Source organism: Micromonospora sp. BL1, from assembly GCF_003667485.1.
Taxonomy (GTDB): Bacteria; Actinomycetota; Actinomycetes; order Mycobacteriales; family Micromonosporaceae; genus Micromonospora; species Micromonospora tulbaghiae.
In genome coordinates this window covers 1-14,568 of the sequence record NZ_RCVK01000226.1, presented here as the reverse complement: position 1 = coordinate 14,568, position 14,568 = coordinate 1, and the positions used below count along the sequence as shown (strand labels likewise).

Sequence of the window (14,568 nt, the reverse complement as noted above, 5' to 3'; positions counted from 1 at the left end):
ATGCTGTCGATCGAGAACCTCTCCGTGACGATCCGCCGGCCCGGCCGGCAGGTGGCGGCGCTCAGCGGCGTCAGCTTCGCCGTACGACCCGGCGAGGTCGTCGGCCTGGTGGGCGAGAGCGGCGGCGGCAAGAGCATGGTGGCCCGCGCCGTCGTCGGGCTGCTGCCCGGCGGCTCGCACGCCACCGGCCGGGTGCGCTTCGGCGACTCGGACGTGCTGCGCATGGACGACGCCGCGCTCGCCGCCCACCGCGGGCGCGGGGTGGCGATCTGCTTCCAGAACCCGCGCGGCGCGCTCAGCCCCACCCGCACCATCGGCAAGCAACTCGTCGACCGGCTCGCCACCCACCAGGAGATGTCCGGCGAGCGGGCGCGGGAGGCGGCGCGCGAGCTGTTCGAGGCGGTCGGCATCCGCAGCCCGCAGCGCCGGCTCGACGCGTACGCCCACGAGCTGTCCGGCGGCATGGCCCAGCGCGTGATGATCTCGCTGGCCACCGGCTGCGCGCCGGAGCTGCTGATCGCCGACGAGCCGACCACCGGCCTGGACGTGACGCTGACCCGGGAGATCCTGCGCCAGTTCCGGCACGCCGCCGACACCGACGGCCGGGGCGTCCTGCTGATCTCGCACGACCTGGCGTCCATCGCGGAGGTCTGCGACCGGGTGGTGGTGCTGTACGCCGGCACCGTGGTGGAGAGCGGCCCGGCCGCGCAGGTGCTGCGGGAACCCGCGCACCCGTACACCCGGGCGCTGCTGCGCTCGGTGCCGGACGTCGGCGGCCGGCCGGTCGTCGCCACCCCCGGCGCCATGCCGCTGCTCACCGAGGCGCCGCACAACTGCCCGTTCGTCGCCCGGTGCGCGCACGCCGACGGCACCTGCTCGTCCCGGCGCCCGGCCACCGTGCCGGTGCCCGGTGGTGGTGAGTGGTCGCTCGCCTGCTTCCACCCGCAGACCCGGCCGCTGGACGCCGACGTGCCGCGGACGTCGCACACGCCGGCGGCGTCCGGCGCGGTCGCGGCCTCGGACGCGAAGCCCGCAGTGCTGGAGATCGAGGACGCGCACGTCGTCTACCGCAGCCGGTTCGGTTCCGGCGGGCACCACGCACTGCGCGGCGTCACGCTGCGGCTCGGGCCGGGCGAGACGCTGGGCGTGGTCGGCGAGAGCGGCTGCGGCAAGAGCACGCTCGCCAAGCTCGTCATGGGCCTGGTCGCGCCCACGTCCGGCACCGTCACGGTCGCCGGGCAGGCGCTGGTCAAGCAGCCGGGCCGCCCCCGGCCGCGGGGCCGGGCGCTGCGCCGGGCCCGGACCCGGGCGCAGCTCGTGTTCCAGGACCCGATCGGCTCGCTCAGCCCGCGCCGTCCCGTCGGCGACTCCATCGCCGAGCCGCTGCGCGCCGCGGGCCTGTCCCCGGCCCAGCGGGCCGAGCGCGTCGCCGCCGTGCTGGACCGGATGGAGCTGGACCGGTCGATCCTCCAGCGCTACCCGCACGAGCTGTCCGGCGGCCAGGCGCAACGCATCGGCATCGCCCGCGCGCTGGTCGGCGAGCCGGACCTGATCGTGTTCGACGAGCCGACCTCGGCCCTGGACGTCACCGTCCAGGCGCAGATCCTCGACGTGATCGCCGACGTGGCGGCCGACGCGGACCGCGCCTCGGTGTTCATCTCCCACGACCTGGCCACAGTGCGGGGGTTCGCCGACCGGGTCGTGGTGCTCTACCTCGGCCGGGTCGTCGAGGAGGGACCGGTGGACGTCGTGTTCGACACGCCCCGGCACCCGTACACCCGGGCGCTGCTGGGCAGCGCCCCCCGCCTCGGCGGGACGACCGGGTCCGACGGCGAGGCCGTCGAGCTGGTCAAGGACCTGGAGGAAGCCGACGCCGCGACCGGATGCCCACTGGCCGCCCGGTGCCCGTTCGTCACCGACCGGTGCCGAGCGGAGCAGCAGGAGCTTCAGTCGTACGGCGAGAGCCGGGCCGCCTGCTGGCGAGTTCCCGAGCTTCCCGCCCTCATCGGAAGGCAGGCTGTCACGCCATGACCCGTCGCCCCATCCGGCTCGCCGTCGACATCGGCGGGACCTTCGTGGACGCCATGGAACTCGACACGCGCACCAACCGGGTCCGCTTCCGCAAGGCGGCGACGACCCCGGCCCGGCCCGCGGACGGTGTCCTCAACGCGATCACCGCGCTCGGCACCGACCTGTCCGAGGTGGAGCTGTTCATCCACGGCACCACGCTCGGCCTCAACGCGGTGCTGGAGCGGCGTGGTGGCCGTACCGGCATCATCACCAACGAGGGCTTCCGGGACATCTTCCTGATCGGCCGCGGCAACGTGCCGTCCGACCACATGTACGACTTCCAGTACCAGCGGCCGGAGAGCCTGGTGCAGCGCCGCTTCACCGCCGGTGTGCGGGGCCGCCTGGACTACCGGGGCCGCGTGGTGGAGCCGCTGGACCCGGACAGCGTCCGGGAGGCCGCGCGCACGCTCGTGGTGGACCAGCAGGTCACCTCGATCGCCATCTGCTTCCTGCACTCGTTCCTCGACCCGAGCCACGAGCGGGAGGCCGCGCGCCTGATCCACGAGGAGTTCCCCGAGGTCAGCCTGTCGCTGTCGACCGACATCGTGCGCGAGTACCGGGAGTACGAGCGGACCAGCACCACGGTGCTGGAGGCGTACATCCGGCCGATCTTCGAGCGGTACGTGGACGAGCTGGAGGCCGGCCTGGCCGAGCGCGGCTTCGCCGGGCGCTTCCTGATCATGCGGTCCGGTGGCGGCTCGATGACCAGTGCGGTCGCCAAGACGGCACCCACGCACACCGTGCTGTCCGGCCCGGCCGGCGGCATCGTCGGCGCCGCGTACGTAGCCTCCGAGCTGGGCCGGGACAACGTGCTCACGTTCGACATCGGCGGCACCTCGCTGGACGCCTGCGTGATCGAGCGCGGCAACCCGGTCGCCGCGTACGAGGCTCAGCTGGAGCACTTCCCGCTGCTCATCCCGACGTACGACATCCGGACCATCGGCGCCGGCGGCGGTTCGATCGCCTGGCTGGACCACGGCCTGCTCAAGGTCGGCCCGCAGAGCGCCGGCGCCGACCCCGGCCCGGTCTGCTACGGCCGCGGCGGCACCAAGCCGACTGTCACCGACGCCGCCGTGGTGCTCGGCTACATGGACCCGGACCGGTTCCTCGCCGGCACCATGGGGCTGCGCGACGCCGAGGCGCGCGCCGCGATCACCGAGCAGCTCGCCGAGCCGCTCGGCCTCACCGTGGAGAACGCGGCGGCGGGCGTCTTCGACGTGCTGCTGGCCCGCACCGTCGGCGCGGTCCGGCAGATCACCGTCGAGCGGGGTCACGATCCCCGGCAGTTCGCGCTGCTCGCGTTCGGCGGCGCCGGACCGCTGCTGGCGCCGCTGCTGGCCCGCGAGATGGGCATCGGCGAGGTGATCGTGCCGTTCGCGCCGTCCGGCTTCTCCGCCTGGGGCATGCTCTCGGCCGACATCGTCAACGACTTCAGCCGCACCGTGATGGCCACGCTCGACGACGCGGACCTGGCGGAGCTGGAGCAGCTGTTCAAGGCCGTCGAGGCCGAGGCGGTCGCGTCGCTGGTGGCGCAGGGCGTGCCGGCCGGCGAGGCGGTGCTGGAGCGGCAGTTCGAGCTGCGCTACCTGGGCCAGGAGCACAGCCTGATGGTCACCGTCGGGCGCGAGCTGGACCGCGACGCGATCCGCGCCGCGTTCGACGAGACGCACCGCACCCGGTACGGCCACACCATGGGCAACCCGCTGCAGATCCTCAACCTGCGGGTGCGCGGCATCGGGCGCACCGACCGGCCCGAGCTGGAGACGCTGGCGCGCGGTGACGGCGACCCGGCGCAGGCGCTGCTGACCCACCGCGACGCGTACGACTTCGGGCAGCAGGCGGTGGTGCCGTTCGCCGTCTACGACCGAGCCCGCCTGGAGCCGGGCGACACCTTCGACGGACCGGCACTGATCGACGAGGGCACCTCCACCACAGTGGTGCCAAGCGGCCAGCGGGTCACCGTCGACGACCACGGATACCTGCTCGTCACCCTGGAGGAAGCCGCATGACCACGCTGGACGGAGCCCAGGTCGAGGTCGTCCGCAGCTATCTGCTGTCGGCCGCGGAGGAGATGCGGGCCACCCTGATCCGTACCTCGTTCAACCCGGTCATCTACGAGGTGCACGACTTCGGTCTGTCGATGTACGACGCCGACCTGCGGCTGGTCGCCGAGGCCACCGGCCTGACGTTCTTCCTCGGCGCGAACGACTTCTCGCTGCGCAAGGGCGTGGAGTACGTGGGCCGGGAGAACCTGCACCGCGGCGACGTGGTGCTGCTCAACTACCCGTACTGGAACGCGGCGCACGCGTACGACGCGACGCTGTTCGCGCCGGTGTTCCGGCCGGACGAGGCCGACCCGGACGCAGACGGCGACCTGGTCGGTTTCCTCTGCGTCCGCGCGCACTGGATGGACCTGGGCGCCAAGGACCCCGGCTACGTGCTCGACTCGACCGACATGCACCAGGAAGGGCTGATCTTCCCGGGCACCACGGTCGTGTCCCGGGGCGAGCCGGTGCGCGAGATCCACGAGCTGATCCGCTTCAACTCGCGGATGCCGGACGCGGTGCTCGGTGACCTGCACGCGCAGATCGCCGCGCTGCGCACCGGCGAGCGCCGAATGCTGGAGATCATCGAGAAGTTCGGCCGGGACACCGTCGACCAGGCGATCGACCGGATCATCGCCGACGGTGAGGCCCGCGCCCGCGCGGCGCTGGCGACGCTGCCGCAGGGCACCTGGACCGCCGAGGACTGGGTGGACGACGACGGCATCACCGACGACCCGGTGAAGATGCGCGTCACGGTGACCATCGCCGACGGGCGCTTCGTCGTCGACTTCGCCGGTTCGGCGCCCGCCACCCGCGGCCCGATCAACATGCCGTTCGGGGCGACGGAGGCGATCTGCAAGGTCGTGCTGAAGTCGCTGACGTCGCGGGACGAGCCGTCGAACGCCGGCACCGTGGCGCCGCTGGAGGTGCGGGCCGAGCCGGGCAGCCTGTTCCACGCCGTCTACCCGCAGCCCACGTTCACGCTGTGGACCGGCATCGTGGCGGTGGAGCTGATCCTCAAGGCGCTGGCCCAGGGCATGCCGGACCGGCTGCCCGCGTCCTCCGGCGGCGACGTGCCCGGCTTCATGATGGTCGGCCTGCACCCGGACACCGGGAAGATGTTCGCGGTCAGCAACAACGACCTGGTGGGCTGGGGCGGCACCGCGCGACACGACGGCATGGACGCCGCCACCCACGTCTCCGGCAGCACCGGCCGGGGCACCCCGATCGAGGTCATGGAGGCCAAGACCGGGATGTTCTTCGAGCGCTGGGAGATCCGCGCCGACTCCGGTGGCGCGGGCCGGTTCCGGGGCGGCTGCGGCCTGCGCCGGGACATCCGGTTCCTGACCCCCGGCGAGTTCCTCACCGTGATCAAGAAGACCAAGAGCGCGCCGTGGGCGCTCGACGGCGGCTTGCAGCCGGAGCCGAACCAGATCGTGGTGTTCCCGGGCACCGACCGCGAGCACCGGGTGAGCACCAAGCGCACGACGGTGGCCGCGGGCGACCGGGTGACCCTGCTGACCGCCGGTGGCGGCGGGCACGGCGACCCGCGCGGCCGTGACCCGGAGGCGGTCCGGCGGGACGTGGCCGAGGGCTACGTCTCCCGGGAGGCGGCCCGGGACGTCTACGGAGTGGACGTCGATGGGTGAGCCGACGGTCGACGGGGCAACCGTCGAGGTCGTCCGCAGCCACCTCGTCTCGGCCGCCGAGGAGATGCGGGCCGCGCTGGTGCGCACCGCGTTCAATCCGGTGATCTACGAGGTGTACGACTTCGGCATCTCCGTCTACGACCGCCGGCTGCGGCTGGTCGCGGAGTCCACGGGGCTGTCCCGCTTCCTCGGCGCCAACGACTACTCGCTGCGCAAGGGCGTCGAGTACGTCGGCGTGGAGAACCTGCACCGCGGCGACGTGGTGCTGCTCAACTACCCGTACTGGAACGCGGCGCACACGTACGACGCGACGATGTTCGCGCCGGTCGTGCTGCCGGACAGCGAGGAGCTGATCGGGTTCCTGTGCATCCGGGCGCACTGGATGGACCTGGGCGCCAAGGATCCCGGTTACGTGCTCGACTCCACTGACATGCACCAGGAGGGGATCATCTTCCCCGGCACGAAGGTGTACGACCGCGGTGAGCCGGTGCGCGAGATCCACGAGCTGATCCGGTTCAACTCGCGGATGCCGGAGCTGGTCATCGGTGACCTGAACGCGCAGATCGCCGCGCTGCGTACCGGCGAGCGGCGGATGACCGAGCTGTACCGCGAGTACGGCACGGCCGTGGTGGACGCGGTCGTCGACCGGGTGATCGACGCCGCCGCGCAGCGCGCCGGGGAGGCGGTGGCCGCGCTGCCCCAGGGCAGCTGGACCGCCGAGGACTGGCTCGACGACGACGGCGTCACCGACGAGCCCATCCTCATGCGGGTCACCGTCACGGTCGCCGACGGCGAGTTCACAGTGGACTTCGCCGGGTCGTCCCCGGCGGTGCCCGGGCCGGTGAACCTGCCGCTGGGCGCCACCATCGCCACCTGCCGGGTCGCGTTCAAGGGCGTCACCACCCCGCACGAGCAGACCAACGCCGGGCACTTCGCGCCCCTGCGGGTACGCGCCGAACCCGGCACGCTGTTCCACGCGCAGTACCCGGCCGCCACGTTCACCCAGTGGACCGGCACCGTCGCGCTGGAGCTGATCCTCAAGGCGCTGGCGCAGGGCATGCCGGACCGGCTCGCCGCCTCCTCCGGCGGCGACGTGCCCGGGTTCATGATGGTCGGCCTGCACCCGGACACCGGCGACATGTTCGCGGTCAGCAACAACGACCCGGTCGGGTGGGGCGGCACGCCCCGGCACGACGGCATCGGACCGGCGAACCACCTGTGCCAGACCCAGGCGCGCAACACGCCGGTGGAGGTGCTGGAGTCGAAGACCGGGATGTTCTTCGAGCGCCTGGAGATCCGTACCGACTCCGGTGGCGCCGGCCGGTTCCGGGGCGGCTGCGGCCTGCGACGGGACATCCGGTTCGTGACAGCGGGTGAGTTCCTGACGGTGATCAAGAAGACGAAGAGCGCGCCGTGGGCGCTCGACGGCGGCGAGCAGCCGGAGCCGAACCAGGTGGTGGTGTTCCCGGGCACGGACCGGGAGCACCGGGTGAGCACCCGGCGTACCGCGGTGGCGGTGGGGGACCGGGTGACGTTGCTGACCGCCGGTGGCGGCGGGCACGGTGACCCGAGGAGTCGGGATCCAGAGGCGGTGCGACGGGACGTGGCCGAGGGCTACGTCTCGGCCCGGGCCGCCCGAGACGTTTATGGAGTGATCGCGTGAGTGCCGCCTATTCGCCCGAGCAGCCGAGCGTGCTGCTCGGCAACTGCACAGTGCTGGACGCCCGCGTGGTGGACGGCATGGCGCCGGTGACCGGTGCCGGAGTGTGGGTCCGGGGTGACCGGATCGCCGCCGTCGGGCCGTACGCCGAGGTGGCCGGGCAGGCGCGCGCCGCCGGCCGGCTGACCGAGGTTGACCTCGACGGCGCGTACCTGACGCCCGGTCTGGTCAACATGCACACCCACTTCTCGCTGTCGCTGCCCGGCTCCGCCGGCGAGGGCGTCAAGGGGATGGGCTCGTACGACCTTGCCCACTACATGGCCGACGGGGCGCGGCGCACGCTGCGCTCCGGCGTGACCACGGTGCGCTGCGTGGCGGAGAAGGACCACGCCGACTTCGCGCTGCGGCGGGCGATCAACGCCGGGCGCGTGCCGGGTCCGCGCATCTACACCGCCGGCCGGGCGCTGGTGTGCACCGGCGGGCACGGCCACGAGAGCAACGACACGCTCGAATGCGACGGCCCGGTGGGCTTCCGCCGGGGCGTCCGCAGCCAGATCAAGGCGGGCGCGGACCTGATCAAGGTGATGATCTCGGGCGGCATCGCCGGTGAGCACGAGAGCATCCACACGCCCCAGTTGTTCGCCGACGAGATGACCGCGGTGATCGAGACCGCGCACGCGTGGGGCCGCAAGGTGACAGCGCACGCCGGTCCGGCCGACGTGATCGGCGCGGCCGTGGAGCTGGGACTGGACTGCGTGGAGCACGGCTACCAGCTCACCCCGCAGGTCGCGGCGCGGATGGCCGAGCGCGGCACCGCGCTCGTGCCGACGCTGCTGGTGACCCGGTGCAAGGAGTTCTTCGACGAGCTGGGCGTACCGGAGTGGATGCAGTGCCGGTCGCTCGGCGCCGGCCCCCGGCACCTGGAGAGCTTCGACATGGCGATCGCCGCCGGCGTGGAGGTGCTGCTCGGCAGCGACATGCCCCCGTTCTGGGAATTCGAGGGCACCACCGCCTCGATCCGGGAGCTGGAGTACATGTCCGAGCGGATCGGCACCGCGCGGGCCATCCACGCCGGCACCCTCGGGCCGATCCGGTGGCTCGGCGCGGAGTCCGACCTCGGCACGGTCGAGGCCGGCAAGCTGGCCGACCTGATCGCGACCGACGCCGACCCGCTGGCCGACACCTCGGCCTTCCGGGACGTGCGGTGGGTGATGAAGGGCGGGCAGATCGCCCGCGACGACCGGAACCAGGAGGAGACGCGATGACGTTCGCGCAGGCAGGCGCGGCGGCGATCGCCGCCGGCATCGATGACATGTACGACGCGTTCCTCGCCGGGGACCAGCAGCGGTTCGACACGCACCTGCACCCCGAGGTGACCACCTGGGAGACGCATCTGCCCGGGCCGCTGCGGACCCGCGCCGAGCTGGACGAGTACCGCGCCCGGCGGGACGCCGCGGGGCAGCGGCCCCGGCTGGCGGTGCTCGCCGCGCGGGACAAGCGCATCGACGTCTGGGACGACTTCGGCGTGGCCCGGTACGAGCTGGTCGCGCAGCTCGGCCCGGACGACGAGCCGGAGATCACCCGGGTCACCGACGTGGTGCGCCGGATCGACGGCCGCTGGGTGATCGTGCACCACCACGCCGAGCTGGTCCGGGAACCGGTGGGCGCGGCGTGATCCGGCGGCTGGTCGCCGGGCGGACCGGCGAGCCGGCGGACGTGCTGTCGGTCGCCGACCTGCCCGACGACCCGCCGCCCGGCCCCGGCGAGGTGCGGCTCGCCGTGCGTACGGTGGGGCTGAACTTCCTGGACGTCATGCTCTGCCGGGGCGAGTACCCGGTGCGGCCGGACCCGCCGATGACACCCGGGGTGGAGGCGGCCGGACGGGTCGTCGCCGCCGGCGCCGGGGCCGGGCACCTGCTGGGCCGGGAGGTGCTCGCCTGCCCGGCGCTGCCGCGCGGTGCGCTCGGCACGACCGTCACAATGGACGCCGCGGTGGTCGTACCGCGGCCGTCCACAGTCGACCCGGTGACCGCCGCGGCGCTGCCGGTCACCTACCAGACCGCGTGGTTCGCACTGGAGAGGGCCGGTGTCACCGCCGGGCAGACGGTGCTGGTGCACGCGGGCGCCGGCGGGGTCGGCATCGCCACGATCCAGCTCGCCGTCGCCCGCGGCGCGCAGGTCCTGGCCACCGCCGGCGGTCCGGCCAAGACCGCGATCTGCCGCGACCACGGCGCCACGGTCGCGATCGACTACACCGCGGCGGACTTCGTACCCGCCGTGCTCGCGGCCACCGGCGGCCGGGGCGTGGACGTCGTGGTGGACCCGGTGGGTGGCGACGTGCTCGCCCGATCATGGGACTGCCTGGCGTTCGAGGGCCGCCTGGTCGCCGTGGGCGCGGCCGGTGGCGCGCCGCCGCCGGTCGACCCGCTGCGGCTGATGGCGGCGAACGCGACGCTCGTCGGCCTCTCCTGGGGCTCGCAGTACCCGTGGCAGCGGGCGAGCGCCGTCGAGTCCGCCTACCAGGAACTGTTCGACATGTGCGCCTCCGGCGCGGTCCGGCCGCCGGTCAGCCGCGTGGTGTCGCTGGACGAGGCGCCCGCGGCGCTCACCGAGCTGGCCGAACGCCGGACCACCGGCAAGATCATCGTACGGATCGAGGAGGGGGAGGGGCCGTGAGCGACAGCGACGACGGCGACATGGAGATCTACGACCTGAAGGTGACAGTCGACCGGATCGAGGGCCGGTCGGTGTGCGGCATGGCCGTGGGCGACCACTTCGAACTCACCAACAGCGCCCACCTGCGGCTGCCCGAGGGAAAGCACTTCTGCGTGTACGCGCTCGCCTCGGTGCTGCCCTTCCTCGCCGCCAAGCAGCGTGACCTGGCGCCGGGGGACTGGCTGGCCCAGGACTCCCACTTCATCTGCCCCGACCCGGAGGAGCGGCTCGTCATGAAGGTGGAACGGACCTGCCGGCGCACGATGAACTCGGCGGACCTGACATGACGGTCGAGATCGGACTCGGCCTGCAGAGCGACAAGCCGGCCGGCGCCTACGCCCGGCTGGCCCGCGCCGCCGAGGCGCACGGCTTCGACGTGCTCACCGTCTTCGGCGACCTGATGTACCAGCCGCCGATCTTCCCGCTGCTGGAGATGGCGCAGGCGACCGAGCGGGTACGCCTCGGCGCGGCCTGCCTGAACCCGTACTCGATGGCACCGTACGAGATCGCCGGTCAGATCGCCGCCCTGGACCTGGCCTCGCACGGGCGGGCCTACCTGGGTCTGGCCCGGGGGACCTGGCTGGGCGCTGTCGGCCTGCCGCAGCCGCGGCCGCTGACCACGATCGAGGAGGCCGTCCAGGTCGTCTACCGCCTGCTGCGCGGCGACCGCAGCGGCTTCACCGGGAAGGTCTTCTCGCTCGCCCCCGGCACCGCGCTGCGCTACGACGTGCGGCGGCCCGACCCGCCGCTGCTGCTCGGCGCGTGGGGTCCGCAGGGCGCGGCGCTGGCCGGCCGGATCGCCGACGAGATCAAGGTGGGCGGCAGCGCCAACCCGGACATGGTCCCGGTGATCCGCGAGCGGCTGCGGACCGGCGCGGAGAAGGCCGGACGCGACGTCGCGGACGTCGGCATCGTGCTCGGGGCGGTCACCGTCGTCGACACCGACGGCGAGGCGGCCCGCGCCAAGGCCCGCACCGAGGTGGCCATGTACCTGGCGGTGGTGGCCGAGCTGGACCCGACCGTCGTGATGCCCGACGACCTGGTCAAGCGCGTCGGCGAGCTGGTCGACGCGGGCGAGGACGAGGCGGCGGGCCGGCTGATCCCGGACGACGTGCTCGACCGGTTCGCCTTCTCCGGCACCCCGGAGCAGGTCGCCGCGCAGGCCCAGGCGCTCATCGACGCCGGTGTCCGCCGGGTCGAGTTCGGCACGCCGCACGGCCTCACCGACGAGCGTGGCGTGGACCTGCTCGGCTCCGCCGTCCTGCCGCTGCTGCGCAGGTGAGTCCGATGCGGCTCACCGTCCTGGTCGGCCCCGGCCTGGTGGCCGACGCGGCCCTGCTGGCGTCGTCGACCGCCGCCGCCTGCGCCGAACTCGACGTCACCGGTCGGGTCGTCACCGCCGGCTCGGCCGGGGAGATGCGCTCGCTGCTCGCCGCGACGGAGCAGCCGGTGGTGGCGCTGCCCGGCCCCACGCCCGCGGCCCGTGCCCTGATCGGCGCGCAGCCGTCCGGCGTGGTCTGGTACGACCTCACCGTCGAGCCGCCGGTGCCCGGCGCGGTCCACCTGGCCGGGCGGGGACTGTGGGGCCTGGCCTGGGCGATCCGGCACGCCGTGCACCGCCTCCGCGCGCCGGCCGGCCGGATCGCCTACGGACCGGACCCGGACCAGTGGGGTGACCTGCGACTGCCGTCGGCCCTCGACACCGGCCCGGCGCCGGTCGCGGTGCTGCTGCACGGCGGGTTCTGGCGGTCGATCTGGGGCGCGGACCTGATGGACGCGCTCGCCGCCGACCTGACCCGGCGCGGCTACGCGTCCTGGAACCTGGAGTACCGGCGTCCGGACCGGCACGGCTGGGACGCGACCACACAGGACGTGGAGGCGGGCCTCGTCGCGCTGCGGGAGCTGGCCCGCGACCGGCCGCTGGACCTGGACCGCATCGTGGTGCTGGGACACTCGGCCGGTGGCCAGCTCGCGCTGCGCGCCGCGGCGGACCTGGCCGGGCGTACGAGCGGGCCGCGTGTCGCGCTCGCGGTGTCGCTGGCCGGGGTGCTCGACCTCGCCGAGGGCGAGCGGCGTTACCTCGGCGACGGCGCGGTCGCCGCGGCGCTGGGCGGTTCACCGGCGACGGCTCCACGCCGGTACGCCGAGAGCGACCCGATGCGGCGGCTGCCGACCCGGGTGCCCACGCTGCTCGTGCAGGGCACGGAGGACAGCCTCGACCTCGTCGACGCCAACCGGCGCTACGCCGTGGCGGCGGCCGGTGCGGGAGACGACGTCCGCCACCTGGAACAGCCGGGGGACCACTTCGCCGTCATCGACCCGGCCTCGGTCATCTGGCAGGACACGATGACCGCCGTGGACGCCCGCCTCGGTCGCTGATGCCGGATGCGAAATCGCCCTCCGGGTTCACGTAGGTGAACACGGAGGGCGATTCGTGGTGCCCGGTGCGCGGGTCAGAACAGGCGGGGCGTGACGACCGAGACCACAGTCGTCACCGCGTCGGTGTCGTTGTAGAGCTGGTGCGGCACCGACGAGCGCAGGTGCACGCTGTCGCCCGGGAACAGCCGGTGCTCGACGCCTTCGACCTCGTAGAGCAGTTCGCCGGAGATGACGTAGGCGAACTCCTCACCCCGGTGGCCGTACGCGTTTTCCCGGCGCCCACCCGGCGCGATGTGCACGAGCATCGGTTCGAGCACCAGGTCCGGCCCCCGGTCGGAGAGCATGCGGTAGGTCTGCTGCCCGGACACGTACTGAGTGGCGGCCGTCTCCGCCCTGGTCAGCGTGAAGTGCCGGGGGAGCGAGGAGACGGTGCTGTCCGGCGATGCGGTGCCGGCGTCGAAGAAGTCGGCCACCGACCGGTCGAGCGCCTTGGCGACGCTGCCGAGCGCGGTCAGGCCGATGGAGGAGATGCCGCGCTCGACCTGGGACAGGAAGCCGATGGACAGCCCGGAGCGGGAGGCGAGGCCGCGCAGCGTCAGCCCGCGCTCCTTGCGGTAGCGCCGGATCCGGCCGCCGACGACGCCAGCGGGCGTGTTCTCGTCCGCGGCACCACCGGAGCCGGCCTGCTCCGACGGCGGCTGACTGTTCATGGGCCGCACGGGGACCTCCTGTCGCGGTGGCGGGACGTCCGCCGGGATGTTCGATGGTATCGAACATCCCGGCGGATCCGCGAGGGGTGTCCACCCACGATTCGCAGCGGGACCGCAGGTGGAACCCCTCGTGCGACGCCGCTGCGCGTCAGCCGGCCCGGCGCAGCCGGCCGAGCATGCCGGCGAGGTCCTGGACGAACAGTTCATGGCGGAAGTAGTGCCCGCCTGGCACCTCCCGCCACTCGTGCGGAATGCCCGCCCGGCTGAGCGCTCCCCGGAACTCGCGCTGGCCCGCCAGCACCTGACCCTCGTTGACCGAGTCGAACCAGTTGACCGGGTCGGGTGACGTGCCGGCGGCCAGGAAGATCCGCTTGTTGCGGTAGCTCTCGATGCGCTCCATCGGGTTGTCCGCGCTGACCCGTGCCTCGTCCCACAGGGGCGCGCCGTAGACGGTGCCGCCGCCGAGGTCGAGCGCGGCCGAGGTGACGTTCGCCCAGTGGACGACCAGGCCGAAGTCGCGGCGCAGACTGGCCGGCCCGGAGTGGGCGCTGACCGAGCAGAAATGGCCGTAGTACTTCGCCGTGTACTTGAGTGCCCCGAAGCCGCCCATCGAGAAGCCGGCCACGGCGCGGCCGTTGTACTCGGGGAACGTGCGGAAGTTGGCCTCGATCCAGGGGAGCAGCTGGGCGATGTGGAAGGTCTCCCAGTTGCGCGGCCCGGTGTTGCTGGTGACCGGGTTGCTGTACCAGCCGGTGGAGGCGTCCGGCATGACGACGATGATCTCCCGGCCGGCGGTGAGGTTGATGATGTTGTCCTGGAGGTGGAACGTGCGGAAGTCCGCGTTGCCGCCGTGGAGCAGGTACAGCACCGGATACCGCTTGCCGCTGGTGTGATAGCCGTCGGGCAGCAGCACGTTCACCGCCGGATCCCACTCGATCGCGTCGGTGGCGAAACGGTAGTACTGCAACCGGCCGCCGTTCTCGTTGCGGGCGACGATGCGCAGGCCGTACCCGTTGACGGCGGCAGCGGCCGCGGACGGCGCGGTGAAGGCGCCGGCGAGGGCGCCGGTCGCCGCGACCGCGGCGGCGCCGGTGAGCAGCCGCCGGCGGCTCACCGTGGGGGAGACGTTCCGGTCGTGCGACATGGGGGTTCCTCCTGGGGGTCAGAGTGTGGTTTCGCCGGTGAGGCCGAAGTAGTCGTGCCATTTGGTGCTGGGGGCGAAGGTGGTGCCGGTGGACAGGGCGACGTAGATGTCGTTGGTGGTGTTTTTGGTGAAGACGATGAGGTCGTCTTTGCCGTCGCCGTTGGTGTCGGCGAGGTAGGGGAATTCGCCGGGTAGG

General features: G+C 73.1%; 12 protein-coding genes. 10 read left to right on the top strand and 2 right to left on the bottom strand.

Annotated features, from left to right (window positions below):
* The 10 genes from EAD96_RS13580 to EAD96_RS13535 are packed head-to-tail and all read left to right on the top strand — an operon-like array spanning position 1 to position 12,518.
* A complete protein-coding gene (locus EAD96_RS13580; RefSeq protein ID WP_121684511.1) occupies positions 1-2,031 on the top strand; it encodes an ABC transporter ATP-binding protein in 2,031 nt (676 codons plus the stop codon).
* Entirely contained in the window at positions 2,028-4,079 is a 2,052-nt protein-coding gene (locus EAD96_RS13575; protein WP_121684510.1) for a hydantoinase/oxoprolinase family protein, read from the top strand. Before EAD96_RS13580 ends, EAD96_RS13575 begins: the two co-directional genes overlap by 4 nt.
* On the top strand, positions 4,076-5,764 hold the full coding sequence (locus EAD96_RS13570) for a hydantoinase B/oxoprolinase family protein (protein ID WP_121684509.1): 1,689 nt from the start codon (positions 4,076-4,078) through the stop codon (positions 5,762-5,764). The genes EAD96_RS13575 and EAD96_RS13570 overlap by 4 nt, the downstream gene beginning before the upstream one ends.
* A complete protein-coding gene (locus tag EAD96_RS13565; RefSeq protein ID WP_121684508.1) occupies positions 5,757-7,427 on the top strand; it encodes a hydantoinase B/oxoprolinase family protein in 1,671 nt (556 codons plus the stop codon). Before EAD96_RS13570 ends, EAD96_RS13565 begins: the two co-directional genes overlap by 8 nt.
* Positions 7,424-8,689 (top strand): amidohydrolase family protein, encoded by a 1,266-nt coding sequence (locus EAD96_RS13560; protein WP_121684507.1) that lies wholly within the window; start codon positions 7,424-7,426, stop codon positions 8,687-8,689. Before EAD96_RS13565 ends, EAD96_RS13560 begins: the two co-directional genes overlap by 4 nt.
* Entirely contained in the window at positions 8,686-9,099 is a 414-nt protein-coding gene (locus EAD96_RS13555) for a nuclear transport factor 2 family protein (RefSeq protein WP_120570821.1), read from the top strand. Before EAD96_RS13560 ends, EAD96_RS13555 begins: the two co-directional genes overlap by 4 nt.
* The gene (locus EAD96_RS13550; protein ID WP_121684506.1) at positions 9,096-10,100 is read left to right on the top strand and encodes a zinc-binding dehydrogenase; all 1,005 of its coding nucleotides are present in this window, start codon (positions 9,096-9,098) and stop codon (positions 10,098-10,100) included. The genes EAD96_RS13555 and EAD96_RS13550 overlap by 4 nt, the downstream gene beginning before the upstream one ends.
* The gene (locus EAD96_RS13545; RefSeq protein WP_120570819.1) at positions 10,097-10,426 is read left to right on the top strand and encodes a TIGR04076 family protein; all 330 of its coding nucleotides are present in this window, start codon (positions 10,097-10,099) and stop codon (positions 10,424-10,426) included. Before EAD96_RS13550 ends, EAD96_RS13545 begins: the two co-directional genes overlap by 4 nt.
* Positions 10,423-11,421: an LLM class flavin-dependent oxidoreductase gene (locus tag EAD96_RS13540; protein WP_121684505.1), complete on the top strand. Its 999-nt coding sequence runs from the start codon at positions 10,423-10,425 to the stop codon at positions 11,419-11,421. The genes EAD96_RS13545 and EAD96_RS13540 overlap by 4 nt, the downstream gene beginning before the upstream one ends.
* 5 nt (positions 11,422-11,426) lie before the next feature.
* Complete coding sequence (locus EAD96_RS13535; protein ID WP_233585730.1) at positions 11,427-12,518, top strand: alpha/beta hydrolase; 1,092 nt, start codon at positions 11,427-11,429, stop codon at positions 12,516-12,518.
* Between the two features lie 74 nt (positions 12,519-12,592).
* Here EAD96_RS13535 and EAD96_RS13530 read toward each other — a convergent pair whose 3' ends face one another.
* Together EAD96_RS13530 and EAD96_RS13525 are read right to left on the bottom strand one after the other, a co-directional pair.
* The gene (locus EAD96_RS13530) at positions 12,593-13,228 is read right to left on the bottom strand and encodes a helix-turn-helix domain-containing protein (RefSeq protein ID WP_233585729.1); all 636 of its coding nucleotides are present in this window, start codon (positions 13,226-13,228) and stop codon (positions 12,593-12,595) included.
* 148 nt (positions 13,229-13,376) lie between these two features.
* Entirely contained in the window at positions 13,377-14,372 is a 996-nt protein-coding gene (locus tag EAD96_RS13525) for an alpha/beta hydrolase family protein (protein WP_120570815.1), read from the bottom strand.
* Between the last annotated feature and the right edge of the window lie 196 nt (positions 14,373-14,568).

Coding starts and splice junctions, on each gene's coding strand:
- EAD96_RS13570 (WP_121684509.1), top strand. CDS start 4,076: ATGACCACGCTGGACGGAGCCCAGGTCGAGGTCGTCCGCAGCTATCTG.
- EAD96_RS13540 (WP_121684505.1), top strand. CDS start 10,423: ATGACGGTCGAGATCGGACTCGGCCTGCAGAGCGACAAGCCGGCCGGC.
- EAD96_RS13530 (WP_233585729.1), bottom strand. CDS start 13,228: ATGAACAGTCAGCCGCCGTCGGAGCAGGCCGGCTCCGGTGGTGCCGCG.
- EAD96_RS13555 (WP_120570821.1), top strand. CDS start 8,686: ATGACGTTCGCGCAGGCAGGCGCGGCGGCGATCGCCGCCGGCATCGAT.
- EAD96_RS13535 (WP_233585730.1), top strand. CDS start 11,427: ATGCGGCTCACCGTCCTGGTCGGCCCCGGCCTGGTGGCCGACGCGGCC.
- EAD96_RS13565 (WP_121684508.1), top strand. CDS start 5,757: ATGGGTGAGCCGACGGTCGACGGGGCAACCGTCGAGGTCGTCCGCAGC.
- EAD96_RS13525 (WP_120570815.1), bottom strand. CDS start 14,372: ATGTCGCACGACCGGAACGTCTCCCCCACGGTGAGCCGCCGGCGGCTG.
- EAD96_RS13580 (WP_121684511.1), top strand. CDS start 1: ATGCTGTCGATCGAGAACCTCTCCGTGACGATCCGCCGGCCCGGCCGG.
- EAD96_RS13575 (WP_121684510.1), top strand. CDS start 2,028: ATGACCCGTCGCCCCATCCGGCTCGCCGTCGACATCGGCGGGACCTTC.